Raw genomic sequence first — 22,663 nt, 5'->3', positions numbered from 1 at the left:
GGCACCGGTCGGTTCCGACCGAGTCCATGGGAATCCGCGGGATCCGTAGGGGTCCGTAGAGATCCGTAGGGAGACAGTTCATGTACGACTACGACCTCCTGGTCGTGGGTTCGGCCAACGCCGACCTCGTGATCGGGGTGGAGCGACGGCCCGCGGCCGGGGAGACGGTGCTCGGCTCCGACCTGGTCGTCCACCCGGGCGGCAAGGGCGCGAACCAGGCGGTGGCCGCCGCGCGCCTCGGTGCCCGTACGGCGCTGCTGGCGCGGGTCGGCGACGACGCGCACGGCAAGCTGCTGCTGGACACGCAACGCGCGGCCGGTGTCGACAGCGTGGGCGTCCTGGTCGGCGGTGCGCCCACCGGGGTCGCGCTGATCACGGTGGACCCCTCGGGGGACAACAGCATCGTGGTGTCGCCGGGCGCCAACGGGCGGCTCACCCCGGAGGACGTCCGGGCCGCGAGCGGCCTGCTGCACGCCTCCCGGGTGGTCTCGGCGCAGTTGGAGATCCCGCTGGAGACGGTCGTGGAGGTCGTACGGAACCTGCCGTCCGACACCCGCTTCGTACTGAACCCCTCGCCGCCGAGGCCCCTGCCCGCCGAGGTGCTCGCCGCGTGCGACCCGCTGATCGTGAACGAGCACGAGGCGCGGGTCATCGCGGGCGGTGCGCTGGACGGCTCGCCCGAGGACTGGGCGAAGGCGCTGCTGGCCCTCGGTCCGCGCTCGGTCGTGGTGACCCTGGGCGCGGAGGGCGCGCTGGTGGCGAGCGGCGAGACCATGACCCGGGTGCCGTCCGTGAAGGTCGACGCGGTCGACACGACCGGCGCGGGCGACGCGTTCACGGCGGCGCTGGCCTGGCAGTTGGGCACGGGCGCCGCACCGACGGAGGCGGCGGCGTACGCGGCCCGGGTGGGCGCGATCGCGGTCACACGCCCCGGCGCCCAGGAGTCCTACCCGACCGCAAAGGAGGTCGCGGCACTGTGAAGAAGGCCGGAATTCTGAACCGTCATCTCGCGGGCGCGCTCGCGGAGTTGGGGCACACGGACGGCGTGCTGGTGTGCGACGCCGGGATGCCGATCCCGGCGGGCCCGCGCGTGGTGGACCTGGCGTTCCGCGCCGGGGTGCCGTCCTTCGCGGAGGTCCTGGACGGCCTCCTGGACGAACTCGTGGTGGAGGGCGCGACGGCGGCGCGGGAGATCCGCGACGCGAACCCGGAGGCGTCCGCGCTCCTCGACCACCACTTCCCGCACCTGGACCTGGTCCCGCACGAGAAGCTGAAGCAACTGACGGCGGACGCGCGCCTGGTCGTGCGTACGGGCGAGGCACGGCCGTACGCGAACGTGCTGCTTCGCTGCGGGGTCTTCTTCTGACGGGTCGTCACATACCACTGCGGTGAGGTCGAGGAAGCAGGCAACGGAGCGGGCCTCGCGGTGGACGGTGAGCTGTCCGCACAGGTCGGCGAGGGTGCTGGTGAAGTTCCCCCTCACCCGCCGCAAGCGCCGGTACCTGGCCGGGCGGGATGCCGGGCCGCCCCGGCGCCGGATCTGGTCGGGCGCGACTTCACCGCCGCCGAGCCCGGCACGAAGCTCGTCGGGGACATCACCTACCTGTCTTCAGCACGGGGCGCATGCTCGATGGGAAACGGCTGCTACGCCGCCGCGCTGCCCTGATTGCCGCTGGCCGGCATGCGCAGGGTGTGGTCGCCGAAGTCCGCGACCAGGTCCAGCCTTCCGCCGAGCGCCTCCACGTAGCGGGCGATGACGTCCAGGGTGGCCCCTTCGCCGTGCTCGATCTGGGAGACCCGGGCGACACTGACGCTCATGCGGGATGCCACCTCCTGCTGGGCCAGCCCGGCCTGCTTGCGCGCCTCGGCGAGCTGGTGGCCACGTGCCTCGGCAAGAAGCCGACGAGACCCTCCTTCCACCTCGGCGGGCTTCACGCCTGCCGCGTACAACTCCTGCTCCAGGACCTCCCAGTCCTGCGCAGCCTTCCTGGGCATGCCCACTCCCTCAGTCCTCGTCGCTGGTGTAATCGTGGTAGAGCTGCTCGGCCAGCGGGATGTTGTCGCGGTACCAGCGCTCCCAGCTTCCGGCCTTGTCACCGCCGAGGAGCAGCAGGGCCGAGCGAGTCGGATCGAAGGCGAAGACGATCCGGATCTCGGAGCGCCCACCCGACCCCGGCCTCAGCTCCTTCAGATGGTGCAGTTCCGAGCCCTTCAACCGGTCCACGAGGGGGCGCCCCAAGGTCGGCCCCGCCTCGCGCAGGGCGGCCACAGCCTGCGCGACCTGGGAGGCCGAACCCAGATCCTCCTTGATCAGGAGCCTGAACCACTACGCGTACTCATCGGTCACCTTGATCGCCCAGCCCAAAACGACTCTCCTCAGCACCCACACCACAAAGTTAAGGAATTCCTTAAACACCAGCAAGCCGCCGGTCCGCGCACGCTGTCGCAACCAACCTTGCCCATGAGCTCAACTTCCGGACGCCCCAGGAGTCACGCAGCCTCGCCTGAGCCCGCGCCTGCACCTCAGGCCAGGTGTGGCACGTCTACTGGATGTGCCACACCCGCGCCGGGGCGGCTACTTGATCTTGTACTTGCAGGGCTTGGCGGTGTTGCCGTCGTCGTTGTCGGCTACTTGCTTGCCGTCGACCTTGATCACGCAGCCGGCCATCTTCAGTGTCCCGTCCGCCGCCTTGACCGAGCCGGGCGTGACCAACACCAGGTAGCCGACCTTCTGCTCGGCCTCGGTGAGTTCGACCGTCTCCGTCTTGGTCCACGGAAGCTGCTGCTGCTCCCCGTAGCTGCTGCTGGCCGCGTGATACATGACCTGTGTCGTGCCGCTACCGGTCACCTGGAGCGTCACCTCATGGGTCGCCCCGCCCGACTTGCCGGCCGGAGAAGCGGTCTTCGACGCGGGCGCCTTGCCCGTGTCGTCGCCCGCGCTCTTACCGGTGTCTCCGCTGTCGCTGCCACACCCCGTCAGCAGCGCCGCCGCCGCGACTCCCACGACCGCGACCCGAAGCCTCTTGAACATGTTCCCCGTTCCTTGCCTGTTGACCACGTCCCACGATCCAAGCACGTTTGGGTGGACGGCAGTTCACGGGGTGCTGCGCGCTTCCTTCGCTGACGCATCGTCGTCCGCCGCCATGGCCAACCGCGCCAGCCGCGCCCCGCGGCTGTCCGCGACCCTCTTGACGTCTCGCAGGGACTCGCTGAGCCGCCGGGCCAGATAGTGCAGCTCCGCGTCGGTCACCCGGCGCTCCGCCAGGAGTTCGTCGGCGTGACCGAGAAGGGTGCCCGCCATGCCGAGCTGCACGGTCTCGATCTGGTCCGCGAGGCGCGATACGTAGCCTTTCCCGCCACCCACGAGGTAACAGGGCTTGCCCTCCACGTTCGTCCAGGGCAACAGGCGTCCGATGTCTGTCACTTCAGCTGCTCTCCAGGTCGGCCACACTTTCGTGGCATTGCGTTCAGTAGCGAATCCCTCACAGACTGACGCCGCGCTGGCTACGCTGCCAGTAGCCGGGGGATGACATCGCGCCAGTCAGAGCAGGGAGTTGGCCCACATGGACAACACATGTCGTACGCCTCGGACGCCTCGCGAGAAGTACGGGGAGGAGTTGAAGCTGCGGCGGATCGCGGCCGGGCTCACACAGGAGCAACTGAGCGAGATCATCGTGTGCTCGCCCACGCTGATCAGTCACTACGAGGCGGGGAGGCGGCTGCCCAAGCCCGACGACGCACGACGGATCGATCGGGCGCTCGGGACGGACGGGTTCTTCGAGCGGTGGTTGGAGGACCTGGAGTCGAAGCACCCCGACTTCTTCGCGACCGTGGCCGAGCTTGAACAACAGGCTGCGGTGATCCGGCAGTTCGCCCTCTCACTGGTTCCCGGACTGCTCCAGACCGAGGACTACGCGCGGGCCGTCTTCCGCGCCTACAGGGCCAACTACACCACCGAGGAACTTGACGAGGCTGTTGTCATCCGAACAGGGCGTCGTCGCATCCTTGAAGGCCCCGCACAGCCGGTCATCTGGACGCTGCTCGACGAGGCTGTGTTGCGGCGCTGCGTCGGCGGCCCGCAGGTCATGAGCAAGCAACTACACAAGATCGCAGAGCTGGCCGAGGCGGGGCGGCTGCGGCTGCACGTGCTTCCGTACGGCGCCGGGGCGCATGCATTGCTGGAGAGTTACCTCACGCTCATGAGCTTCGAGGACTCCGCCCCGGTCGCCTACGTGGAAGGCTTCCTCACTGGCAACTTGATGGACCATCCGGCATTGGTGGCCGCCAGTCAGACCGCCTACGCTCTGGCTCTGAGCGACGCGTTGTCGCAACAGGAGTCACTGGCCCTCGTCAGAGCGGCAGCGGAGGAACACCTACATGGTCGTCAGCAGTGAACACACCATCTCCGACGCGTCCATCCTCACGGGGTGGTACAAGTCCAGCTACAGCGGCGGCAGCCAAGGCGACTGCCTCGAAGTAGCCCGTGGCCACGCCGTCGTACCCGTCCGCGACAGCAAGGCCACCACGGGCCCGGCCGTGGTCTTCTCGGCGCACGGCTGGACCTCGTTCGTCACCGCCGTCAAAGAAGGACACATCGACGGCTGAAGTCTCGGCCACAGCGCAGCAGAGGAGCATGCACATGGTCAGCAGTGAGCACACCGTCTCCGACGCGTCCACCCTCACAGGGTGGTACAAGTCCAGCTACAGCGGCGGCAACAACGGCGACTGCGTGGAGATCGCATCCGGCCACGCCGTCGTACCCGTCCGCGACAGCAAGGCCGCCACGGGTCCGGCCGTGGTCTTCTCTGCACACGGCTGGACCTCGTTCGTCACCGCCGTCAAAGAAGGACGCATCAGCGGCTGAACCCACGCGGCGTGCCCGGGGGCGGACGGCGCGGGCGACGGGTAGCGTCCGTGCGCATGAAGCTGGCGTTCTCCACCCTCGGCGTCCCCGGGCTGCCCGTACGTGACGTGGTCCATCTCGCGGCCACGCACGGCTATCACGGTGTCGAACTGCGCGCGCACCCGGAGGAGCCGGTGCACCCCGGTATCGGGCCGGGCGAACGAGCGGACGTGGTACGGGAATTCAGGGACGCCGGGGTCGAGATCCTGGCGGTGGCGGGGTACACCCGGGTGGCCGCGCCCGGTGACGACGAGCCCGTACTCACCGACATCCGCGCGCTTCTCGACCTCGCCCGCGACCTCGGCGCCCCCTTCGTCCGCGTCTTCCCCGGCGGTGACACCGACCAGCCGCCCGGAGAGGCTGATGCCACCGCCGCCCGGCGCCTCGGTGTCGCCGCCGAGTACGCCGCCGGTCTCGGTGTACGGATCCTGCTGGAGACCCACGACTCGCACCGCACCGGCGCCGACGCGACCCGCGTCCTCGGGGTGGTCGGTCACCGGTACGTGGGCGCGCTGTGGGACGTGATGCACACCTGGCTGGGCGGTGAGCAGCCGCAGGAGACGTACGCCGCGCTGGCCCCGTACCTCGGCTATGTACAGGTCAAGGACATCGCGTCCGCCGACGACACCACCCCGCTCCCGCTCGGCGCGGGCGTACTGCCGCTGACCGAGTGCGTGGACGTCCTCTCCCGGCACCACTGGGACGGCTGGCTGTGCTGGGAGTATGAGAAGCGGTGGTACGAGTCGGTGACACCGCTGCCAGGACTGCTCGCTCGGGGGCGGGAACATCTGGACCGGCTGCTGAACGACTCTGCTTGACCAGCGCGCCCGAGCCGTCCACGCCGTATTGCAACGCACGGTCCAAAATGACTAAGCTCACCACATGGCCCGACCACGGATGTTCGACGAAGAGCGGGCCCTGGGCGCGGCCATGCGCACATTCTGGGAGAAGGGCTACGAGGCCACATCCACCCAGGACCTGTGCGAGGCGACGGGGCTGGGGCGCAGCAGCATCTACAACACGTTCAAGAGCAAGCACGACTTGTTCACACGCGCGCTGGCCCACTACATCGACACCACGACGATCAACCAACGGGCCATTCTGGAGGATGCGCGACTCAGCGGCGCGGACCGCATCCGCACCTTGCTCGCCGTGATCGTGGAGGGCGAGGCAGAGCACCGGGCAGGTGGCCGCAGCCTGGGCTGTCTGACGGTGAACACCACGGTCGAACTGGCCGGCCGGGACGCGCAGGCGGCACGGATGCTGGAGCGTGACACCGCCCGTCGACTGGCAGCCCTGCGTGCGGTGATCGAGGAGGGCCGCCGAGACGGCAGCATCACCTCCACCCGCGACGCCGGGGCGCTGGCCCGTTTCGTCAACGCGGCCATCGGCGGCATGCGCATCGCGAGTCAGGGCGGCGCGGACCAGGCCGCCCTGGAATCGATCGCCGAAGTCACCTTGGACGCCCTGACTCACTGACCACCGATCCATTGATCCATTGATCCATTGATCCACTGACACGTGCGCCTGCTCGTACGGGGTTCACGTACACCTTCGTTTTGAACTGACCGATCCATAATCAAAGGAGCCCGCACCGTGCCTCGTGCCGTATACGTCCTGGCCCTCGGCATCTTCGCCATGGTGACCAGTGAGTTCGTGGTCGCCGGGCTGATGCCGCAGATGGCTGAGGGTCTGAACGTGACCGTTCCGCAGATCGGCTACCTCATCACCGCGTTCGCGGTGGCCATGGCGGCGGGCGGGCCGTTCCTGACCGTGGCGCTGATGAAGCTCCCGCCGCGCACGGCCCTGTTGACGCTGTTCGTCATCTTCCTGGCGGGCAACGTGCTGGCCGCCACCGCGACCGGCTACAGCCTGATGCTGGCCGCGCGGATCATCACCGGTATCGCCTCCCAGGCCTTCTTCGGTGTGGGCATCTCGATGTGTGCCCAGATCACCCGCCCCGAGGTCCGTGGCCGGGCGATCGCCGTGGCGATGAACGGCCTGATGCTCGGCACGCTGCTGGGCCTGCCGCTCTCCACGCTCGTCGGCGAGCACTTCGGTTGGCGCGCGGCGTTCTGGACCATCACCGGGATCACGGTGATCGCCGCGCTGGCCACGCTGCTCGGCGTGCCCCGTATCGAACGTGCCGAGGGCCGTGGCGGATTCCGCGAGGAGATCGGCGTCTTCAAGAAGCCCAAGCTGTGGCTGGTGTTGTCCACCAGCACGTTCATCATCGGCGCCACCTTCTCCGCATTCAGCTACTTCAACCCCGTCCTCACCGAGGTCACCGGCTTCTCCACCGGCACGGTCCCCTTCCTGCTCATCGCCTACGGTGCCGCGACCGTCGTCGGCAACACCGTCGTGGGCCGCTTCGCCGACCGCCACACGGTCCCCGTACTCGCCCTCGGCCTGGTCCTCAACCTGGCCTTCCTCACCGCCTTCGCCCTCCTCGCCGACCTGCCCGCCCCGGCCGTCGTCTGCATGATGGGGATAGGCCTGGTCGGCGTCACCATGAACCCGGCGATGGTGACCAGGGTCCAGCGGACCGGCAATGCCGGTCCGCTGGTCAACACCGTCCACACCTCGTTCATCACGCTCGGGGTCATCCTCGGCTCGTCCATCGGCGCCGTGGTGATCGATGCCTGGGGTTTGCGTGGCCCGCTATGGCTCGGCGCGGTCATGGCCGTGATCGGCTTGGCCACCGTCCTGCCCGACCTGGTCCGCCGCTCCGCGTCCGTGGCGGACCCTGCCACCGTCCGCCCCTCGGCACCGGCAGAGCGAGTTTGAACGATGTTTCAACCGCCCACCGCCAGAACCGACTTCCTTACCCTCGCCTCCAGTCGATCCCGGCACTCCGGCCACTCCTCCGCCGTGATCGAGTACACCGCGGTGTCCCGGAGGCGGTTCTCGTCGCCCGGTGCCCAGGAGCGCGACCAGTTGCGCAGTACCCCCTCCAGGCGGGCTCCGACACTCTCGATGGCCGCGCGGGAGCGGCTGTTGCGGGCGTCGGACAGCAGGTCGACACGTGCGACGCCCCACTCCTCGAACGCGTGCCGGAACAGCAGCAGTTTGGACTCCGCGTTGATGCCCGTGCCCTGGGCCGACCGGGCCAGCCAGGTGAACCCCACCTCGATCGCGTCGAGTCGGTCCTCCGACAGCCAGCAGCGCGGCTCCCAGTACGAGGTGGTGCCGACCACCCGCCCGGTGGCGACGGCGATCTGCGCGTACGGCGCGAGCCGTCCCGCGGCGGCGCGGGCGAGGTGCGCCTCGATGTAGGCGCCGACCTCATGGGACCGGGGCACGCTCGTGAACGCGTACGTGTCCCGGTCCTCCTCGGCCGCCAGCGCCAGGCCGGTCGCATGACGGCGCTCCAGCGGCTCCAGACGCACGAGCGCGCCCTCCAGTACGGGTCCTTCCAGGACGAACGTCATGGCGGGAGTGTGACGCACGCTGTCCGGCAGCGTCGATCGGATATCCCGGCCCGCCCGGTCACGGCGCGATCTTCTCCCGGCGGTCGCCGCGCGGCACCGCGTCGGGCTCGCTGACGGCCGAAGGAGTCCCCGTACGTGTCCGGGACTTCGCCGGGGCCAGCGACGTCAGGGCCACCCCGCCCACCAGCAGTGCCGCCGCGCCCCAGCGCAGGGGGCTCACCGATTCGCCGAGGAACAGGGTCGCGGCGGACATGCCGAAGACCGGGACGAGGAGGGAGAACGGGGCGACCGTGGACGCGGGGTGGCGGCGCAGCAGCCAGCCCCAGGCGCCGAAGCCGAAGACCGTGGTGATCCAGGCGACGTAGAGGATGATGCCCACGCCTTGCCAGTCGAGGCCGCGCAGCGCGTCCAGGTCGCGGGAGGGGCCCTCGGTCAGGAGGGAGAGGGCGAGCAGGGGCAGGACGGGGACGGTGGACACCCACACCATGAAGTTCAGCGAGTCCGGCGGGGACGCCTTGCGGGTGAGCACGTTGGACACGCCCCAGCAGGCCGCCGCGCCGATGACCAGGGCGAACGCGCCGAGCGGGCCCGCCGTGCCCTCGTCCACGGCCGCGAGCGCCACCCCGCCGAGGGCCACCGCCATGCCCAGCGCGCGCAGGCGGGTGGGCCGCTCGCCGAGGACGGCGAAGGCGATGAGGGCCGTGAAGACGGCCTGGATCTGCAGGACCAGGGAGGACAGACCGGCGGGCATGCCCGCGTCCATACCGATGAACAGCAACCCGAACTTGGCAACGCCGAGCACGAGCCCCACGCCCAGGATCCACTTCCAGGCCACCTTGGGCCGGCCGACGAAGAACACGGCGGGCACGGCCGCGGCCAGGAAGCGCAGGGCCGAGAACAGCAGCGGCGGGAAGTGGCCGAGGCCGACCTCGATGACCGTGAAGTTCACGCCCCAGACGGCGGCGACGAGGACGGCGAGAGCAAGGTGTGCGGGTCGCATGCGTCGAGGATCACCTCCGACAACCGTGAAGCACCAGCGAAGATTGCTGCATAGTTGGATGAAGCATTGCTAATTCGGGAGCACCGCCTTGCTCGATCTTCAGCGTCTGCGCGCCCTGCACGCCCTCTCCGTCCACGGCACGGTCGGCGCCGCCGCCACCGCGCTCGGGTACACCCCGTCCGCCGTCTCGCAGCAGATCGCCAAGCTGGAGCGGGAGACCAGGACCGTACTCCTCGAACGGGAGGGGCGCGGCGTGCGGCTCACCCCGGAGGCCCATCAACTGGCCGCCACCGCCCAGGAGTTGCTGGCGATCGTGGAGCGCGCCGAGACCGAGCTGGAGGAGCGGCGCGGGCGGCCCGCCGGGCGGCTGGCGGTGGCCGCGTTCGCCTCGGCCGCGCGCGGGCTGCTGCCCTCCGTCCTCGCCGCCCTCGCCACCCGGCACCCCGCCCTGGACGCCCGGCTCACCGAGGTCGACCCGCATCTGTCCGTCGATCTCGTCGCCAAGGGCATGGTGGACCTCGCCGTCGTGCACGACTGGGACATCGCGCCGCTGCCCGCGCCGCCAGGGGTCGAGCAGGCGGTCATCGGCGACGACCTGTGCGATCTGATCGTCCCCGCAGGGCATCCCTTCGCAGGCCGCTCCTCCGTGCGCCGCGAGGAGCTGAGCGGCGAGCGATGGGTCTGCCAGCCGCCGGGCCGGGTCTGCCACGACTGGCTCGTACGGACCCTGCGCGCCGACGGCCACGAACCGGACCTCGTCCACCAGGCCGAGGAGAACCCGACCCTGGTCGCGCTGGTCGCCGCCGGGCTCGGCGTCGCGCTCATCCCCCGCCTCGGCCGGGGTCCGTTGCCCGAGGGCGCCGTCGAGGTCCCGCTCGACCCGATGCCCGTACGACGGCTGTACGCGCTGTGGCGCGCGGGCGCGGCCCGGCGACCCGCGATCGCGGAGACCGTCCGCACGCTGCAGGAGTTCTGGCCCCAGGCCGCGGCACACGAGCCCCGCTGAACCGCGGCACACGCGCCCCGCTGACCCGAGACGTCCCGACTTCCGGCGGCGGGCCGGTTCCCGGGAACCCCGCCGGGTGCCGGTTCGTCCCACCGGCAAGCTGCCGGAGGAGTCTCCGCGCTGCGGTGTCGGCCTCGCCGCTGGCTGCGAACGCTGACCACCCTCTCCGCCGCACGCGGCCGGCAGCGCACCGCCATCGGCGCGCCCCCTCCGACAGCGCCGATGGCGGTCCCTCGCGGGGACGCGGTCGCGACGCTGCGATCGCCGCTGCGATTGCCGCGCGCTGCCTTGGCTGCGCGATGCCTTGACTGGCAGAAACTTTCCGGATATTCGTGGCCCCTCGGAAGTTTCCTTCAGCGATCTCCTCCGGAAGGAGCGCATGTGCACGACTCCGGCACGGGAAGCACCAGACACCCCAAGCACCCCAGACACCCCTCCAGACGTACGGTCCTCGCCGCCACCGCGGGCGTGGCCGCCACCCTCGCCCTCGCCCCGGACACCGCCCTGGCCGCCGGGAGCGCTGCCGACAACACCGCCGGGCGCGACGACAAGCGGCTGACCGCCCTCCTCTCCCGTATGACGCTGGAGGAGAAGGTCGGCCAGCTCTTCGTGATGCGGGTCTACGGGCATTCGGCCACCGCCCCCGACCAGGCCGACATCGACGCCAACCTCCAGGAGATCGGCGTACGGACGGCCGCCGAACTCGTCGCCAAGTACCGCGTGGGCGGCATCATCTACTTCGCCTGGGCGCACAACACCCGTGATCCGCACCAGATCGCGGACCTGTCCAACGGCATCCAGCGCGCCTCCCTCGGCCTGCCCCGCGGTCTGCCCGTGCTCATCGCCACGGACCAGGAGCACGGGATAGTCGCGCGCGTGGGCAAGCCCGCCACCCTGTTCCCGGGCGCGATGGCGATCGGCGCCTCGGGCTCGCGCGCCCATGCCCGTACGGTCGGCCGGATCGCCGGGGCCGAACTGCGCGCCCTCGGCATCCTCCAGGACTACGGCACGGACGCCGACGTGAACGTCAACCCGGCCAACCCGGTGATCGGCGTACGGTCCTTCGGCGCCGACCCGGACGCGGTGGCCGGACTGGTCGCGGCGGAGGTCTCCGGGTACCAGAACTCGGGCGTCGCCGCGACCGCCAAGCACTTCCCGGGCCATGGCGACACGGCCGTCGACAGCCACTACGGCTTCCCGGTCATCACCCACAGCCGCGAGGTGTGGGACAAGCTCGACGCGGCGCCGTTCCGCGCGGCGATCCGCGCCGGGATCGACTCGATCATGACCGCGCACATCATGGTCCCCGCGCTGGACGACTCCGGCGACCCGGCGACGCTGTCGCACCCGATCCTCACCGGCATCCTGCGCGAGGAACTGGGCTACGACGGCGTCGTGGTGACGGACTCGCTGGGCATGCAGGGCGTCCGCGAGAAGTACGGCGACGACCGGGTGGCGGTGCTCGCCCTCAAGGCCGGAGTCGACCAACTGCTCAACCCGCCGTCCCTGGACGTCGCATGGAACGCTGTGCTGAACGCCGTGCGCGGCGGTGAGTTGACCGAGGCACGCCTCGACGAGTCGGTGCTGCGCATCCTCCGGCTGAAGGCGAAGCGGGGGCTGCTCGACCAGCCCTATGTCAGCGCCGAGGGCGTCGACAAGACGGTCGGCATCCCCGCGCATCTGCGCGCCGCGGACCGGGTCGCGGACGACTCGACCACGCTGCTGGTCAACAAGCGGCACCTGCTGCCGCTCTCCCGCCGTACGCATCGCAAGCTGCTGGTCCTCGGCGCGGACCCGGCCTCACCGTCCGGCACCGACGGCCCGCCCACGACCGTACTGGCCAACTCCCTTACGGCGCTGGGCTTCACGGCCACCGCGCGGTCCACGGGCACGGCCCCCTCCGCGGCGACGATCGCGAGCGCGGTCGCGGCGGCGAAGGACGCGGACGCGGTCGTCGTGGGCACGTACAACGTGAGCGCGACCAGCTCCCAGCGCACGCTGGTGGATCAACTGGTCGCCACCGGGAAGCCGGTGATCGCGGTCGCCGTCCGCAACCCGTACGACGTGGCCCAACTCCCCGACGTGGCCGCCTGCTTGGCGACATACTCCTGGACGGACGTCGAACTGCGCGCGGCAGCACGGGTGATCGCGGGACAGGTGAAGCCGCAGGGACGGCTGCCGGTGCCGGTCCAGCGGGCGGACGACCCGGAGCAGGTGCTGTATCCCCTCGGGTACGGGCTGTCGTACGAGAGGTCCTAGGTCCTAGGCCTGCTGCGCCCGGTCGGCGGGACACCGACCGGGCGCAACTCGTGACGTGACGTCAGATGGTCACGGACGCAGCGTGGGCTCGCGGGTCATGTCGCGACGGTCCAGCTTCGCGTCGTAGGTCGCCAGCGGCTTCGCCACCGACGGGTTCGACGTCACCGCCGGGGACGCGACGCCCGCCCAGTCCAGGATGCGGGCCGTGGCCAGGGACTTCTCCTCGGACACCAGGCCCGCGACGTTCGCCCCGTGGTTCATCCCCGGCGCCGTGAAGACATAGGAGTCATGGGCGCCCGCGCCGAGCCGGAAGCGCTCCGAGCCCCACGGGTCGTTCTGCCCGTACACGAACATCATCTGGTCCGCGTGCTGCCGGACCCAGGTGTCCACGTCCCGCATCGCCGACGGCTGGAACTTCATCGGGATGGCGCGCGGCACGTAGTTCCGCGGCGGCTGGTAGCCGTAACGGATGTACTTCTTCTCGATGGTGGGGAAGTGGATCGTCGGCGCGCCGAGCTGCGTACCCGCCTGGTAGTAGTACGGCGTGTACGGCTCCAGGCCCTGGTCGGTGTAGGCGGAGAAGCCGGAGATCGTCTCGATCGAGTTCCAGATCGCGTCGTCCGTGGCGTGCTTCGCGTCCGCGGGGATCGTGCCGCAGTCCGACAGCAGGCTGTACTGCCAGAAGCCCCACACGTAGTCCAGGACCGTCGCCTCGTACGCGCGGTCGAGGCCGCCGATGGTGTCGAAGGTGTAGCCGTTGTCGGCCGCGTACGCCTGGTACTTCTTCTCCAACGGCTTGCGGCGCACCAGCCCCTCGCGCTGCACCGCGTTCAGCCGGTCGCGGCACTCCTTGGTGCCGACCTGCGCGAAGAAGCGGTCGTAGGCGGAGTCCTCCTTGTCGACAACGTCGTTCGGGGCGACGTAGGCGACCACGCCGTCCATGTCCCGCGGGTAGAACCGCTTGTAGTACGTGGCCGTCATGCCGCCCTTCGAGCCGCCCGTCGCGAGCCAGTTGGCGCCGTAGATCGGCTTGAGGGCCTCGTAGATGCGGTGCTGGTCGCTCGCGGCCTGCCAGATGTCGAGCTTGGACCAGTCGGCCGGGGCGGGGCGGGAGGGCGTGAAGAAGCGGTACTCCATGGAGACCTGGTTGCCGTCCACGATCTGGGTCGGCTCACGGCGGCTCGGGGTCGTGGAGACGCTGTAGCCGCCGGTGTAGAAGACCGTGGGGCGCGAGACGTCCTTGTGCAGCACGGTGATCCGCTGCTGGAACGTGCCCTGGTCCGGATGCCGGTGGTCCGTCGGCTGCGTGTAGTTGAGGACGAAGAAGCGATAGCCGGTGTAGGGCTTCTCCTCGATCAGGCTCATGCCCGGGATCGCGAGCAGCCGGTCCTTGATGTCGCTCGGCTCCTGCTGGGCCGCGGTGGCCGTCCCGGCTGTGCCTACGGTGCCGATGAGCACCATGAGCGCGAGCAGCCATCTGAGCGCCTTGCGCATGCAACCTCCCCTTGAACACGGATGTCCGCCGGAACCTAGCGGAGCAACTCCCGTCGCACCAGGGGCGATTCAACGTTGCGTCAATGTTTCGTCAGCCCTTGTCGGTCCTTCGTCAGCACAGGATCCAACCGGAGTCGGCCGAGGCCTTCCCCACCGAGCCGCGTACCCGGACACAGCGATGCCCGGCGTGGACGGTCACCGGTCCGGCGTGATGGCGGTAGCGGCCCTTGTCCACGCCGGGGCGACTGCCGCGCGCCTGCACGCTGACCGCCATGGGCCGGGCGGCGCCCGCCTTCTTCGCCAACGTCACCGCGCAGACATAGCCGTTGCCCTTGAAGACCCACACGGAGCCGGCGGAGAACGGGAGCGTACGGACCTTCCGTCCGGGGCAGTAGCCGGTGCCGGTCGCCGCCCCGGCGCTCTGCGGGCTGATCATCGCGAGGAGCCCGGTCACCGTCAGTACGGCCAGGCCCACCATCAGGCGTCGCCCCAACCCCAGACTGTCCACGGTTGTCCCTCCAGACCACAGGCGTACTGATGTACGACGCAGGGAGGGCTAGCGCGGTTGCAGCGACGGACGTCACACCGCCGAGCCGACCGGCTCCTCCGGCTCCGGTGCGCCCACGAAGGTGCGCCACAGTCGCGCGTACCGGCCGTTCCTGGCCAGGAGTTCCTCGTGGGTGCCGTCCTCGGCGACGCGGCCGTGGTCCATGACGACGACCCGGTCCGCGCGGGCGGCCGTCGTCAGCCGGTGGGCGACCACGAGCGTCGTACGGCGTCCGGCGAGGCGGTCCGTCGCCTGGTTGACCTGCGCCTCGGTGGCCAGGTCGAGCGCGGCGGTCGCCTCGTCGAGAAGCAGGATGTCCGGGTCGACCAGTTCCGCGCGGGCCAGCGCGATCAACTGCCGCTGTCCGGCGGACAGATTACGTCCGCGCTCGGCGACCTCGTGCAGATAGCCGCCCTCAAGTCCGGCGATCATCTCGTGCGCGCCGACCGCTCGCGCGGCGGCCTCCACCGCGGCGTCGCTCGCGTCCGGGCGCCCGTAGGCGATGGCGTCCCGGACGGTGCCGGGGAAGAGATACGCCTCCTGCGGGACGACACCGAGCCGGTGCCGGTACGAGGTCAGGTCCAGGGAGCGTATGTCGGAGCCGTCGACCAGCACCCGGCCGCGCGTCGGGTCGTAGAACCGGGCGACCAGCTTCACCAGCGTCGACTTGCCCGCGCCCGTCTCGCCGACGAAGGCGACGGTCTGCCCGGCGGGGATGCGCAGGTCGACCCCGGTGAGGGCCTCCTCGTCGTCGCCGTACGCGAAGCCGACGTCCTCGAAGGCGATCTCGCCGCGCACGGACGCCACCGGCAGCGGCTCCTTCGCGGCCTGCGTGCCGGTCGGCTCCCTGAGCAGTTCCTGGATACGGCCCAGCGAGACCGTGGCCTGCTGGTATCCGTCGAAGACCTGGGAGAGCTGCTGCACGGGCGCGAAGAACAGGTCGATGTACAGCAGATAGGCGACCAGCGCACCGGCCGTCAGGGTCCCGGCCTCCACCCGGTGCGCGCCCACGATCAGCACGGCCGCCGCGGCCACCGAGGACAGGAGCTGGACGAAGGGGAAGTACACGGAGATCAGCCACTGGCCGCGGATGCGCGCCCGGCGGTAGCCGTCGCTGCCCTCCGCGAACCTGCGCGCGCCGTCCCGCTCGCGCCGGAAGGCCTGGAGGATGCGCAGCCCGGACACCGACTCCTGGAGGTCCGCGTTGACCCCGGAGACCCGCTCACGGGCGAGTTCGTACGCCTTCACGCTGGCCCGGCGGAAGAAGACGGTCCCGATGATCAGCGGGGGCAGTGTGGCGAAGACGACGAGGGCGAGCTGGACGTCGAGCACCAGCAGCGCGGCCATGATGCCGAAGAACGTGACGACGGAGACGAAGGCGGTGACGAGGCCGGTCTGCAGGAACGTGGAGAGCGCGTCGACGTCGGTCGTCATCCGCGTCATGATCTTGCCGGTCAACTCCCGCTCGTAGTAGTCGAGTCCGAGCCGCTGGAGCTGGGCGAAGATCTTCAGCCGGAGCGCGTAGAGGACGCGTTCGCCGGTCCGTCCCGTCATCCGGGTCTCGCCGACCTGGGCCGCCCACTGGACGAGGACGGTGGCGAGGCCGAGCAGGGACGCGGCCCAGACCGCGCCGAGGGCCATCCGGGAGACGCCCTGGTCGATGCCGTGCCGGATCAGGATCGGCAGCAGCAGGCCCGCGCCCGCGTCCACGGCGACGAGGGCGAGGCTGGCCAGCAGGGGCAGGCCGAAGCCGCGCAGCAGCCGGGTGAGTCCGTACGACTCCTCCGGGCGGGCCGCGCGGGCCTCGTCTATGTCGGGGGTGTCGGTGGCGGGGGGCAACTGCTCGACCTGGGCGAGGAGTTCGGGGGTGGCCGGGGTGCCGGTCAGCGCGTGGTCGCGAGGCTCGCGGTCACCGGTCCACAGCCGCGGAGTGACCCCGCGCTCGGCGTCGAACTCGGCGTCCAGCTCGTCCCGGAGGGTCGTGCCCTCCTGCTCTGTGGCGGGGAGAGTGTGGCCGGGCGAGACTCCACCGAGTTCGTCCGGGTCGGTGAGCAGCCGCCGGTACAGGGCGGAGCGTTCCTGGAGTTCCTCGTGGGTGCCGATGTCGGCGAGGCGGCCGGCGTCGAGGACGGCGATGCGGTCGGCGAGGTTGAGCGTGGAGCGCCGGTGGGCGATCAGCAGGGTCGTACGGCCCTCCATGACCTGCTTCAGCGCCTCGTGGATCTCGTGCTCGACCTGGGCGTCCACCGCCGAGGTGGCGTCGTCGAGGACCAGCAGCCGGGGGTCGGTGAGGATCGCGCGGGCCAGGGCGATGCGCTGGCGCTGGCCGCCGGAGAGGGTGAGGCCGTGCTCGCCGACCTTGGTGGCGTATCCGTCGGGCAGTTCCGTGATGAAGCGGTCGGCCTGGGCGGCGCGGGCGGCCCGTTCGATCTGCTCGTCGCTCGCGTCGGGGCGGCCGTAGGCGATGTTGGCGCGGACCGTGTCGGAGAAGAGGAAGGAGTCCTCGGGAACCAGGCCGATCGCGGCGCGCAGCGAGGAGAGGGTCAGCTCGCGCACATCGTGGCCGCCGATGAGGACGGCACCGTGCGTGACGTCGTAGAAGCGGGGCAGCAGCAGCGAGACCGTCGACTTGCCGGAGCCGGAGGAGCCGACGACGGCGAGGGTCTCGCCGGGGCGTATCTCGAAGGTGAGTCCGTCGAGGACCGGGGTGCTCTTCTGTGTAGCGCTGCCCTGGTACGCGAAGGAGACGTCGTCGAACTCGACGGTCGCGGGGGCGTCGGCGGGCAGGTCGCGGGTGCCGTCCTGCAGCGAGGGCTCGGTGTCGATCAGCTCCAGGACGCGCTCGACGCCCGCGCGGGCCTGCTGGCCGACGGTGAGGACCACGGCGAGCATACGGACCGGGCCGACGAGCTGGGCGAGGTAGGAGGAGAAGGCGACGAAGGTACCGAGCGTGATGTGCCCGCGCACCGCGAGCCAGCCGCCGAGCGCGAGCATGGCGACCTGGCCGAGGGCGGGTACGGCCTGGAGGGCGGGGGTGAAGCGGGCGTTCATCCGTATGGTGCGCAGCCGCCCGGCGAACAGGCGGCGCCCGACCTCGCGGAGCTTGCCGGTCTCCTGCTCCTCCTGCCCGAAGCCCTTGACCACGCGGACGCCGCTGACGGCACCGTCGACCACGCCCGCCACGGCGGCGGCCTGGGCCTGGGCGTACCAGGTGGCCGGGTGCAGCTTGGAGCGGCTGCGCCGGGCGATGAACCACAGGGCGGGCGCGACGGCCAGCGCGACCAGGGTCAGCGGGATCGACAGCCAGGCCATGACGACGAGGGAGACCAGGAACAGCAGGACGTTCCCGATGGTCATCGGGAGCATGAAGAGCAGGCCCTGGATGAGCTGGAGATCGCTGGTGGCCCGGCCGACGACCTGCCCGGTGGACAACTGGTCCTGACGCCGCCCGTCGAGCCGGGTGATCGTCCCGTACATCTCCGTACGCAGGTCGTGCTGGACGTCCAGGGCGAGCCTGCCGCCGTAGTAGCGCCGGACGTAGGTGAGGAGGTAGACGACGACGGCCGCACCGATCAGCGCACCGGCCCAGGGCCCCATGGACCGGCTGTGGTCACCGATCACGTCATCGATGATCACCTTGGTGATCATCGGCACGAGCGCCATGACGGCCATACCGCCGAGGGAGGACCCGAGCGCGAGGACGACGTCCTTGGGATACCGCCAGGCATAACCCGCGAGCCGCTGCGCCCAGCCGCGCTTCTCCTCGTTCGCCGCCACGCCGATCCCTTCCGCCACGCCGATCTTCCTCGCCGTCTCTTCCCAACACGGGTGGGGGCGGAATTCATCCCTCGGTGGCGCCGACCCCTTCGCCGCCCCGGCGGGGGTGAGGGTGGCGGCGGAGCCGGTGACGATCTGAGAGCATCGAGCGCATGGGCAAGCACCGCCGACCCGGCCCTCCGAACCAGCCGTCGCGTGCCGTCCCGCGCGTGGACGCCGATGACCCGCTCGCCGCGTACGACAAGCGGCGGCGCCCACCGATGGACCAGTACCGCCGTCACCGGCCGGTGAACGGGGGCGCCGGTCACCTCCGCCCCGACGAGCCGCGGGTTCTGGAGGAGTGGAACGACTTCTCGTACGAGGTAGTGGGCACCGCCCCTGACCTCGCGGCGACCCAGGAGTGGCTGAATGACTTCAGGTCGAAGAGAAGGCTGTGACACTTCACGCTCGCAGAATTGAGTAGTTCTGAGCGGCCACGGCCTCCCGCCGGACCGTGCCACCGCCCAGGCCGCTCACGAAGGCGCCATGTGGCCGCTTGAGCAGTTCACGGTCTTCGATGACTCACGCATCCACGTGGAACTGCTCGCGGCGAAGGTGACGATCACGGCCCCGAGCGAACTCGACATCTACTTACGGGCGTTCACCCGGCTCGCACAGCTCGCTGTGTACGGAGCCGACGCGCGCTCTGACCCTGCGAACGATCAAGGCGGAGACGCTACTACCCTCCGCTACCCGGTGATACCGTATAGCGGTACTCGGTATCACGTAGTACCAGCAGGGTCGAGGAGGACCGGTGATGGACGACCTGACGGAGATGCTGAAGGGCACGCTCGAAGGGTGCGTGCTCCAGATCATCGGCAGCGAGGAGACCTACGGGTACGCCATCACCCGTCAGCTCAACGAGCTGGGCTTCACCGACGTCGTCGAGGGAACGGTGTACACCATCCTGCTGCGCCTGGAGCGGAATGGACTCGTCCAGGTGACCAAGCGACCGTCCGGGGTCGGTCCGCCGCGCAAGTTCTACGCGCTCAACGACGCCGGACGCGAAGAGCTCGCGAAGTTCTGGGCGAAGTGGCAGTACGTCTCATCACGCATCGACAAGCTCAAGGGGGGCGGGAGATGAACTTCTGGGAGAAGGTCACAGGCAGCGATCTCACCAGGGAATGGAAGGCGTTCGAGGCTCGGGCCGAGGTCCTGCCGGACGACTACCGGGCAGCGTGGGGACAGATCATCGCCCATCTCTTCCCCTACGGGGACTTCACCGGCCGCAATCTGATGCCGATCCTCGACGCCGCCCTGGGGCTCCTCGAAGAGACCGCGGCGGACGGGCAGAGCGTCCACGAGGTGCTCGGCGACGACATCCGCGGCTTCTGCGCGGCGCTGGCCGGTGGCGAAGGCGCTCGAACCTATCGCGACCGGTGGCGCGAGCAGTTGAACCGGAACGTCGCAAGGAAACTGAGCCGACTGGGAGGCTGACGTGAGCATCCAGGACATCATCGAGGGCAAGAAGCAGTGGCGGGCGCACATGGCTCGGGTCAAGGCGCTCCCGCCGGACTACCAGATCGTCTACAAGGAGATGCAGAGGTACCTGTTCAAGGTCGGACCGGTCGACCTGCCAGACGGACCTCTGCTCCCCGGGATCGTCGACTTCTTCGAGGAGGGTGTCGCCGCGGGCAAGGGGGTCCTGCAACTCACCGGCAACGACGTCGCGGCGTTCTGCGACGACCTGATCAAGGACTCCCCCACCTTCGCGGACGTCTACCAGGAGTCCATCAGCGGGGAAGTTCGCCCTTCTTGACGGCCGTGACGAAGGACGACCAGTCGGCCGCGGAGAAGACGACCGCCGGGCCGTGCACGTTCTTGGAGTCGCGTACCGGGACGCCAGAGGGGTGACCGTCGAGGACTTCGAGGCAGCTACCGGCGTTCTCGTTGCTGTGGGACGACTTGCGCCAGCCCTTCAGCGCGGCGGCGTTCGAGATGGTTCGGTCAGCCATGACGTTCGTAGTCCCTTGCGGTTGTCCTGAGCAGAGTCAGTGAGTCCTTGAGCGGGAGTGCGTCGCCCAGTGCGAAAGCGTAGCGATGTTGCATTTCCTGGACCACGGACGGGTCATCGTGGATCTTGCTCATGTAGAGGCCCTCGGTGTACGCCGTAGGCGGTTGGTCCTCGAACCACATCAGGGTGACCATGTTGTTCAGGAGAGAGTGACTGCCAAGAGTGAACGGCATCACGTGCACGTGGACCCGGCCGCTCTCCGTGAGTTGCACAAGGTGATCGAGCTGCCCTGCCATGACCTCCGGTCCACCGATCTGACGGCGTAGTACAGCCTCGTCCAGCAGAGCCCACACTACGGGTGTCATCGGATCGTCAAGGATCTGCGCGCGCTCAAGGCGCGTGATGACGCGCTTGTCACACTCCTCTCCACTCACGGGAGGGAAGCGTCTGTTCAGAACCGCACGTGCGTACCGTTCTGTCTGAAGGATGCCCGGGACGAACGACAGGGCGAACTCGCAGATCATCACCGCCTCTTGTTCCAGTAGTCGCACTGTCTCGAAGTGGTCTGGGGCCGCGACATCCTGATCCGGCAGGAAGCTGGTCAGCACATCCCCCGTGCCCAGCGCCTTGTCCAGCCGTCGCGCGTCATCCTTGGACGGGACGCGACGGCCCGCCTCGATGTGCGCGATGTGCGAACGCGTCATGAACGCCATGTCCGCCAGTTCCTGCTGCGTCAGCCCCCTGGCCTCGCGCTGCGCCTTGAGCCAGTCGCCGTAGATGGTGCCCAATGTGCCAACTCCCTGTGACCTAAGTGCCGTCACCAGCCCTTCTCTGGCGAGCCTAGCCAGGCCTGTCTCACGCTGTGAGTGGATTGCTACAGATAGCGACCCCAGGGTGAATTCAAGGAGTTGACGACATGAGCGGCATCGAGATTCCCCGGCTGCTGCCGTGGACCGGCATGGACGGCAAGGCCTGTTACCTGATCACGGACGGCGCCGGGCGGCTGGCCCGGATGGCTGACGCCGCCGAGCGTGTGCAGCTCGGGATGGCCGGTGATCTGCTCGGGCACGCGGTCGACATGCTCGCCGACGACAGTGCGACCTCGGTCCAACTCCGGTATCTCCTCGCGGGGATGCACCGTTCGCTGACCGACGTTCTCCGGATCGCCGAGAGCCGCGGGGCTCGGCTGCTCGCGTTCGAGTACGACGACCTGGAAGAACACGAAGACGAAGAGGGCGCGTGCAACTGTCCGTCCCCTCGATGAGTCAGTAGAGACGAGCGTGTGTGGAGCGCGCTTGCCGACGCTCAAGGGAATGGAGCCCTTCATGACTCACCACACGTCACGGCGCGCCCGTGTACTCGCCGCCGGGCTCGGGGCCGGGATGCTCATACCGCTCGGGGTCGCCGCCACGCCCGCCGCTGCCGCCACGGCGCCGACCGTCAGTTGCACCTCGGGCACGGCAGGGCTCGCCGCCAAGTTGAAGAAGGACATCACCGCGGCCCTCGGCAGCCGCAAGGGCACCGTCGCGATCGGGCTCTACGACCGCAGCACCAACACCACCTGCACGCTGCGCGCCACCAGCGCCTACGACTCCGCCAGCGTCGTCAAGGTCACCGTGCTCGCCACCCTCCTGTGGGACGCCAAGAAGCACAACCGCTATCTGACGAGCCGCGAGAACACCCTCGCCACAGCGATGATCACCAAGTCGGACAACAACGCCACGAGCACGCTGTGGAAGCAGCTCGGCATGACGAAGATCAAGGGCTTCCTCTCGGCCGCGGGCATGACCCAGACCAAGCCGGGCGCGGGCGGCTACTGGGGGCTGACCCAGATCACCGTGCAGGACGAGCAGAAGCTGCTGAAGCTCCTCACCGCCAAGAACTCCGTACTGAGCGACAACTCCCGTGACTACGCCCTGAAGTTGATGAGCAAGGTCATCTCCTCGCAGCGCTGGGGCACCCCCGCCGGTACACCCTCCGGTGTCTCCGTGCACGTCAAGAACGGCTGGCTGTCGCGCGCCACGCACGGCTGGCGCGTGCACAGCGTCGGTACGTTCAAGGGCGCCGGGCACGACTACATGATCACCGTGCTCACCCATGGCAACAGCACCATGAACTACGGCGTCACCACGATCCAGAACGTGGCCAAGGCCATCCACAAGGATCTGGTGCCGAAGGCGTCCGCCGCCGCGGCGTACGTGCCCACGAGTACGCCGCAGGAGGCGGTCCCGGAGGTCCCCGCGAACTGACCGG

At 69.5% G+C, this 22,663-nt stretch carries 27 protein-coding genes; 16 read left to right on the top strand and 11 right to left on the bottom strand.

Annotated features, from left to right (window positions below; translation table 11 throughout):
• The first annotated feature begins 80 nt into the window (after positions 1 to 80).
• Positions 81 to 980 (top strand): ribokinase, encoded by a 900-nt coding sequence (locus NGF19_RS01015; RefSeq protein ID WP_252421450.1) that lies wholly within the window; start codon positions 81 to 83, stop codon positions 978 to 980.
• A complete protein-coding gene (gene rbsD, locus NGF19_RS01010; protein WP_252421449.1) occupies positions 977 to 1,366 on the top strand; it encodes a D-ribose pyranase in 390 nt (129 codons plus the stop codon). Before NGF19_RS01015 ends, rbsD begins: the two co-directional genes overlap by 4 nt.
• 278 nt (positions 1,367 to 1,644) lie before the next feature.
• Here rbsD and NGF19_RS01005 read toward each other — a convergent pair whose 3' ends face one another.
• The 4 genes from NGF19_RS01005 to NGF19_RS00990 all read right to left on the bottom strand — a co-directional run bounded on the left by NGF19_RS01005 (position 1,645) and on the right by NGF19_RS00990 (position 3,424).
• The gene (locus NGF19_RS01005) at positions 1,645 to 1,995 is read right to left on the bottom strand and encodes a helix-turn-helix domain-containing protein (RefSeq protein ID WP_252421448.1); all 351 of its coding nucleotides are present in this window, start codon (positions 1,993 to 1,995) and stop codon (positions 1,645 to 1,647) included.
• A gap of 10 nt (positions 1,996 to 2,005) precedes the next feature.
• Positions 2,006 to 2,314, bottom strand: a complete 309-nt coding sequence (locus NGF19_RS01000) for a type II toxin-antitoxin system RelE/ParE family toxin (RefSeq protein ID WP_372505548.1) — start codon at positions 2,312 to 2,314, stop codon at positions 2,006 to 2,008.
• A gap of 261 nt (positions 2,315 to 2,575) precedes the next feature.
• Positions 2,576 to 3,031: a hypothetical protein gene (locus NGF19_RS00995; protein WP_252421447.1), complete on the bottom strand. Its 456-nt coding sequence runs from the start codon at positions 3,029 to 3,031 to the stop codon at positions 2,576 to 2,578.
• Positions 3,032 to 3,094: 63 nt separating this feature from the next.
• Positions 3,095 to 3,424 carry a hypothetical protein gene (locus NGF19_RS00990; RefSeq protein ID WP_252421446.1) on the bottom strand — a complete coding sequence of 110 codons (330 nt, stop codon included), beginning with the start codon at positions 3,422 to 3,424 and terminating at the stop codon, positions 3,095 to 3,097.
• Positions 3,425 to 3,563: 139 nt separating this feature from the next.
• Between NGF19_RS00990 and NGF19_RS00985 the strand changes: the two genes are divergently transcribed.
• The 6 genes from NGF19_RS00985 to NGF19_RS00960 all read left to right on the top strand — a co-directional run bounded on the left by NGF19_RS00985 (position 3,564) and on the right by NGF19_RS00960 (position 7,690).
• Positions 3,564 to 4,394, top strand: a complete 831-nt coding sequence (locus NGF19_RS00985; RefSeq protein ID WP_252421445.1) for a helix-turn-helix domain-containing protein — start codon at positions 3,564 to 3,566, stop codon at positions 4,392 to 4,394.
• Positions 4,378 to 4,605, top strand: a complete 228-nt coding sequence (locus NGF19_RS00980) for a DUF397 domain-containing protein (protein WP_252421444.1) — start codon at positions 4,378 to 4,380, stop codon at positions 4,603 to 4,605. Before NGF19_RS00985 ends, NGF19_RS00980 begins: the two co-directional genes overlap by 17 nt.
• Before the next feature lie 34 nt (positions 4,606 to 4,639).
• On the top strand, positions 4,640 to 4,864 hold the full coding sequence (locus NGF19_RS00975) for a DUF397 domain-containing protein (RefSeq protein WP_252421443.1): 225 nt from the start codon (positions 4,640 to 4,642) through the stop codon (positions 4,862 to 4,864).
• Between the two features lie 56 nt (positions 4,865 to 4,920).
• Entirely contained in the window at positions 4,921 to 5,721 is an 801-nt protein-coding gene (locus NGF19_RS00970; RefSeq protein WP_252421442.1) for a sugar phosphate isomerase/epimerase family protein, read from the top strand.
• 64 nt (positions 5,722 to 5,785) lie between these two features.
• Complete coding sequence (locus NGF19_RS00965; RefSeq protein ID WP_252421441.1) at positions 5,786 to 6,382, top strand: TetR/AcrR family transcriptional regulator; 597 nt, start codon at positions 5,786 to 5,788, stop codon at positions 6,380 to 6,382.
• A gap of 117 nt (positions 6,383 to 6,499) precedes the next feature.
• Positions 6,500 to 7,690: an MFS transporter gene (locus NGF19_RS00960; protein ID WP_252421440.1), complete on the top strand. Its 1,191-nt coding sequence runs from the start codon at positions 6,500 to 6,502 to the stop codon at positions 7,688 to 7,690.
• An 8-nt stretch (positions 7,691 to 7,698) separates the two neighbouring features.
• Here NGF19_RS00960 and NGF19_RS00955 read toward each other — a convergent pair whose 3' ends face one another.
• Together NGF19_RS00955 and NGF19_RS00950 are read right to left on the bottom strand one after the other, a co-directional pair.
• Positions 7,699 to 8,334: a GNAT family N-acetyltransferase gene (locus NGF19_RS00955; RefSeq protein WP_252421438.1), complete on the bottom strand. Its 636-nt coding sequence runs from the start codon at positions 8,332 to 8,334 to the stop codon at positions 7,699 to 7,701.
• 58 nt (positions 8,335 to 8,392) lie between these two features.
• Positions 8,393 to 9,334, bottom strand: a complete 942-nt coding sequence (locus NGF19_RS00950) for an EamA family transporter (protein WP_252421437.1) — start codon at positions 9,332 to 9,334, stop codon at positions 8,393 to 8,395.
• An 88-nt stretch (positions 9,335 to 9,422) separates the two neighbouring features.
• Between NGF19_RS00950 and NGF19_RS00945 the strand changes: the two genes are divergently transcribed.
• Together NGF19_RS00945 and NGF19_RS00940 are read left to right on the top strand one after the other, a co-directional pair.
• Complete coding sequence (locus tag NGF19_RS00945; protein ID WP_252421435.1) at positions 9,423 to 10,340, top strand: LysR family transcriptional regulator; 918 nt, start codon at positions 9,423 to 9,425, stop codon at positions 10,338 to 10,340.
• A gap of 381 nt (positions 10,341 to 10,721) precedes the next feature.
• The gene (locus NGF19_RS00940) at positions 10,722 to 12,599 is read left to right on the top strand and encodes a glycoside hydrolase family 3 protein (protein ID WP_252421433.1); all 1,878 of its coding nucleotides are present in this window, start codon (positions 10,722 to 10,724) and stop codon (positions 12,597 to 12,599) included.
• Between the two features lie 69 nt (positions 12,600 to 12,668).
• On the opposite strand, the gene NGF19_RS00935 is transcribed toward NGF19_RS00940, so the two are convergent.
• The 3 genes from NGF19_RS00935 to NGF19_RS00925 all read right to left on the bottom strand — a co-directional run bounded on the left by NGF19_RS00935 (position 12,669) and on the right by NGF19_RS00925 (position 18,435).
• On the bottom strand, positions 12,669 to 14,093 hold the full coding sequence (locus NGF19_RS00935) for a S28 family serine protease (protein WP_252421432.1): 1,425 nt from the start codon (positions 14,091 to 14,093) through the stop codon (positions 12,669 to 12,671).
• 112 nt (positions 14,094 to 14,205) lie between these two features.
• On the bottom strand, positions 14,206 to 14,601 hold the full coding sequence (locus NGF19_RS00930) for a hypothetical protein (protein WP_252421431.1): 396 nt from the start codon (positions 14,599 to 14,601) through the stop codon (positions 14,206 to 14,208).
• Positions 14,602 to 14,673: 72 nt separating this feature from the next.
• On the bottom strand, positions 14,674 to 18,435 hold the full coding sequence (locus NGF19_RS00925; RefSeq protein WP_252421430.1) for an ABC transporter ATP-binding protein: 3,762 nt from the start codon (positions 18,433 to 18,435) through the stop codon (positions 14,674 to 14,676).
• A 191-nt stretch (positions 18,436 to 18,626) separates the two neighbouring features.
• Between NGF19_RS00925 and NGF19_RS00920 the strand changes: the two genes are divergently transcribed.
• The 4 genes from NGF19_RS00920 to NGF19_RS00900 all read left to right on the top strand — a co-directional run bounded on the left by NGF19_RS00920 (position 18,627) and on the right by NGF19_RS00900 (position 20,215).
• Positions 18,627 to 18,854 (top strand): DUF6087 family protein, encoded by a 228-nt coding sequence (locus NGF19_RS00920; protein ID WP_252421429.1) that lies wholly within the window; start codon positions 18,627 to 18,629, stop codon positions 18,852 to 18,854.
• 359 nt (positions 18,855 to 19,213) lie between these two features.
• Positions 19,214 to 19,540, top strand: a complete 327-nt coding sequence (locus NGF19_RS00910; RefSeq protein ID WP_252421428.1) for a PadR family transcriptional regulator — start codon at positions 19,214 to 19,216, stop codon at positions 19,538 to 19,540.
• Positions 19,537 to 19,893 carry a DUF1048 domain-containing protein gene (locus NGF19_RS00905; protein ID WP_252421730.1) on the top strand — a complete coding sequence of 119 codons (357 nt, stop codon included), beginning with the start codon at positions 19,537 to 19,539 and terminating at the stop codon, positions 19,891 to 19,893. Before NGF19_RS00910 ends, NGF19_RS00905 begins: the two co-directional genes overlap by 4 nt.
• 1 nt (position 19,894) lies before the next feature.
• A complete protein-coding gene (locus tag NGF19_RS00900; RefSeq protein WP_252421427.1) occupies positions 19,895 to 20,215 on the top strand; it encodes a DUF1048 domain-containing protein in 321 nt (106 codons plus the stop codon).
• Here NGF19_RS00900 and NGF19_RS00895 read toward each other — a convergent pair.
• Positions 20,190 to 20,411 (bottom strand): DUF397 domain-containing protein, encoded by a 222-nt coding sequence (locus NGF19_RS00895; RefSeq protein WP_252421426.1) that lies wholly within the window; start codon positions 20,409 to 20,411, stop codon positions 20,190 to 20,192. The genes NGF19_RS00900 and NGF19_RS00895 overlap by 26 nt on opposite strands.
• Positions 20,404 to 21,198, bottom strand: coding sequence for a helix-turn-helix domain-containing protein (locus NGF19_RS00890; RefSeq protein ID WP_252421425.1), 795 nt, complete (start codon positions 21,196 to 21,198; stop codon positions 20,404 to 20,406). Before NGF19_RS00890 ends, NGF19_RS00895 begins: the two co-directional genes overlap by 8 nt.
• Positions 21,199 to 21,326: 128 nt before the next feature.
• Between NGF19_RS00890 and NGF19_RS00885 the strand changes: the two genes are divergently transcribed.
• Positions 21,327 to 21,674, top strand: a complete 348-nt coding sequence (locus tag NGF19_RS00885) for a hypothetical protein (protein ID WP_252421424.1) — start codon at positions 21,327 to 21,329, stop codon at positions 21,672 to 21,674.
• Between the two features lie 61 nt (positions 21,675 to 21,735).
• Positions 21,736 to 22,659 carry a serine hydrolase gene (locus NGF19_RS00880; protein WP_372505534.1) on the top strand — a complete coding sequence of 308 codons (924 nt, stop codon included), beginning with the start codon at positions 21,736 to 21,738 and terminating at the stop codon, positions 22,657 to 22,659.
• The last annotated feature ends 4 nt before the right edge of the window (positions 22,660 to 22,663 follow it).

This window comes from Streptomyces macrolidinus (assembly GCF_023887685.1).
GTDB classification, from domain to species: domain Bacteria; phylum Actinomycetota; class Actinomycetes; order Streptomycetales; family Streptomycetaceae; genus Streptomyces; species Streptomyces macrolidinus.
The sequence above is the reverse complement of the archived record's forward strand: the minus strand, read 5'-3'. Positions and strand labels throughout refer to the sequence as shown.

Coding starts and splice junctions, on each gene's coding strand:
- NGF19_RS00905 (WP_252421730.1), top strand. CDS start 19,537: ATGAACTTCTGGGAGAAGGTCACAGGCAGCGATCTCACCAGGGAATGG.
- NGF19_RS01005 (WP_252421448.1), bottom strand. CDS start 1,995: ATGCCCAGGAAGGCTGCGCAGGACTGGGAGGTCCTGGAGCAGGAGTTG.
- NGF19_RS00880 (WP_372505534.1), top strand. CDS start 21,736: ATGACTCACCACACGTCACGGCGCGCCCGTGTACTCGCCGCCGGGCTC.
- NGF19_RS00885 (WP_252421424.1), top strand. CDS start 21,327: ATGAGCGGCATCGAGATTCCCCGGCTGCTGCCGTGGACCGGCATGGAC.
- NGF19_RS00985 (WP_252421445.1), top strand. CDS start 3,564: ATGGACAACACATGTCGTACGCCTCGGACGCCTCGCGAGAAGTACGGG.
- NGF19_RS00965 (WP_252421441.1), top strand. CDS start 5,786: ATGGCCCGACCACGGATGTTCGACGAAGAGCGGGCCCTGGGCGCGGCC.
- NGF19_RS00980 (WP_252421444.1), top strand. CDS start 4,378: ATGGTCGTCAGCAGTGAACACACCATCTCCGACGCGTCCATCCTCACG.
- NGF19_RS00950 (WP_252421437.1), bottom strand. CDS start 9,334: ATGCGACCCGCACACCTTGCTCTCGCCGTCCTCGTCGCCGCCGTCTGG.
- NGF19_RS00910 (WP_252421428.1), top strand. CDS start 19,214: ATGGACGACCTGACGGAGATGCTGAAGGGCACGCTCGAAGGGTGCGTG.
- NGF19_RS00895 (WP_252421426.1), bottom strand. CDS start 20,411: ATGGCTGACCGAACCATCTCGAACGCCGCCGCGCTGAAGGGCTGGCGC.
- NGF19_RS00955 (WP_252421438.1), bottom strand. CDS start 8,334: ATGACGTTCGTCCTGGAAGGACCCGTACTGGAGGGCGCGCTCGTGCGT.
- NGF19_RS00935 (WP_252421432.1), bottom strand. CDS start 14,093: ATGCGCAAGGCGCTCAGATGGCTGCTCGCGCTCATGGTGCTCATCGGC.
- NGF19_RS01015 (WP_252421450.1), top strand. CDS start 81: ATGTACGACTACGACCTCCTGGTCGTGGGTTCGGCCAACGCCGACCTC.
- NGF19_RS00970 (WP_252421442.1), top strand. CDS start 4,921: ATGAAGCTGGCGTTCTCCACCCTCGGCGTCCCCGGGCTGCCCGTACGT.
- NGF19_RS00995 (WP_252421447.1), bottom strand. CDS start 3,031: ATGTTCAAGAGGCTTCGGGTCGCGGTCGTGGGAGTCGCGGCGGCGGCG.
- NGF19_RS00975 (WP_252421443.1), top strand. CDS start 4,640: ATGGTCAGCAGTGAGCACACCGTCTCCGACGCGTCCACCCTCACAGGG.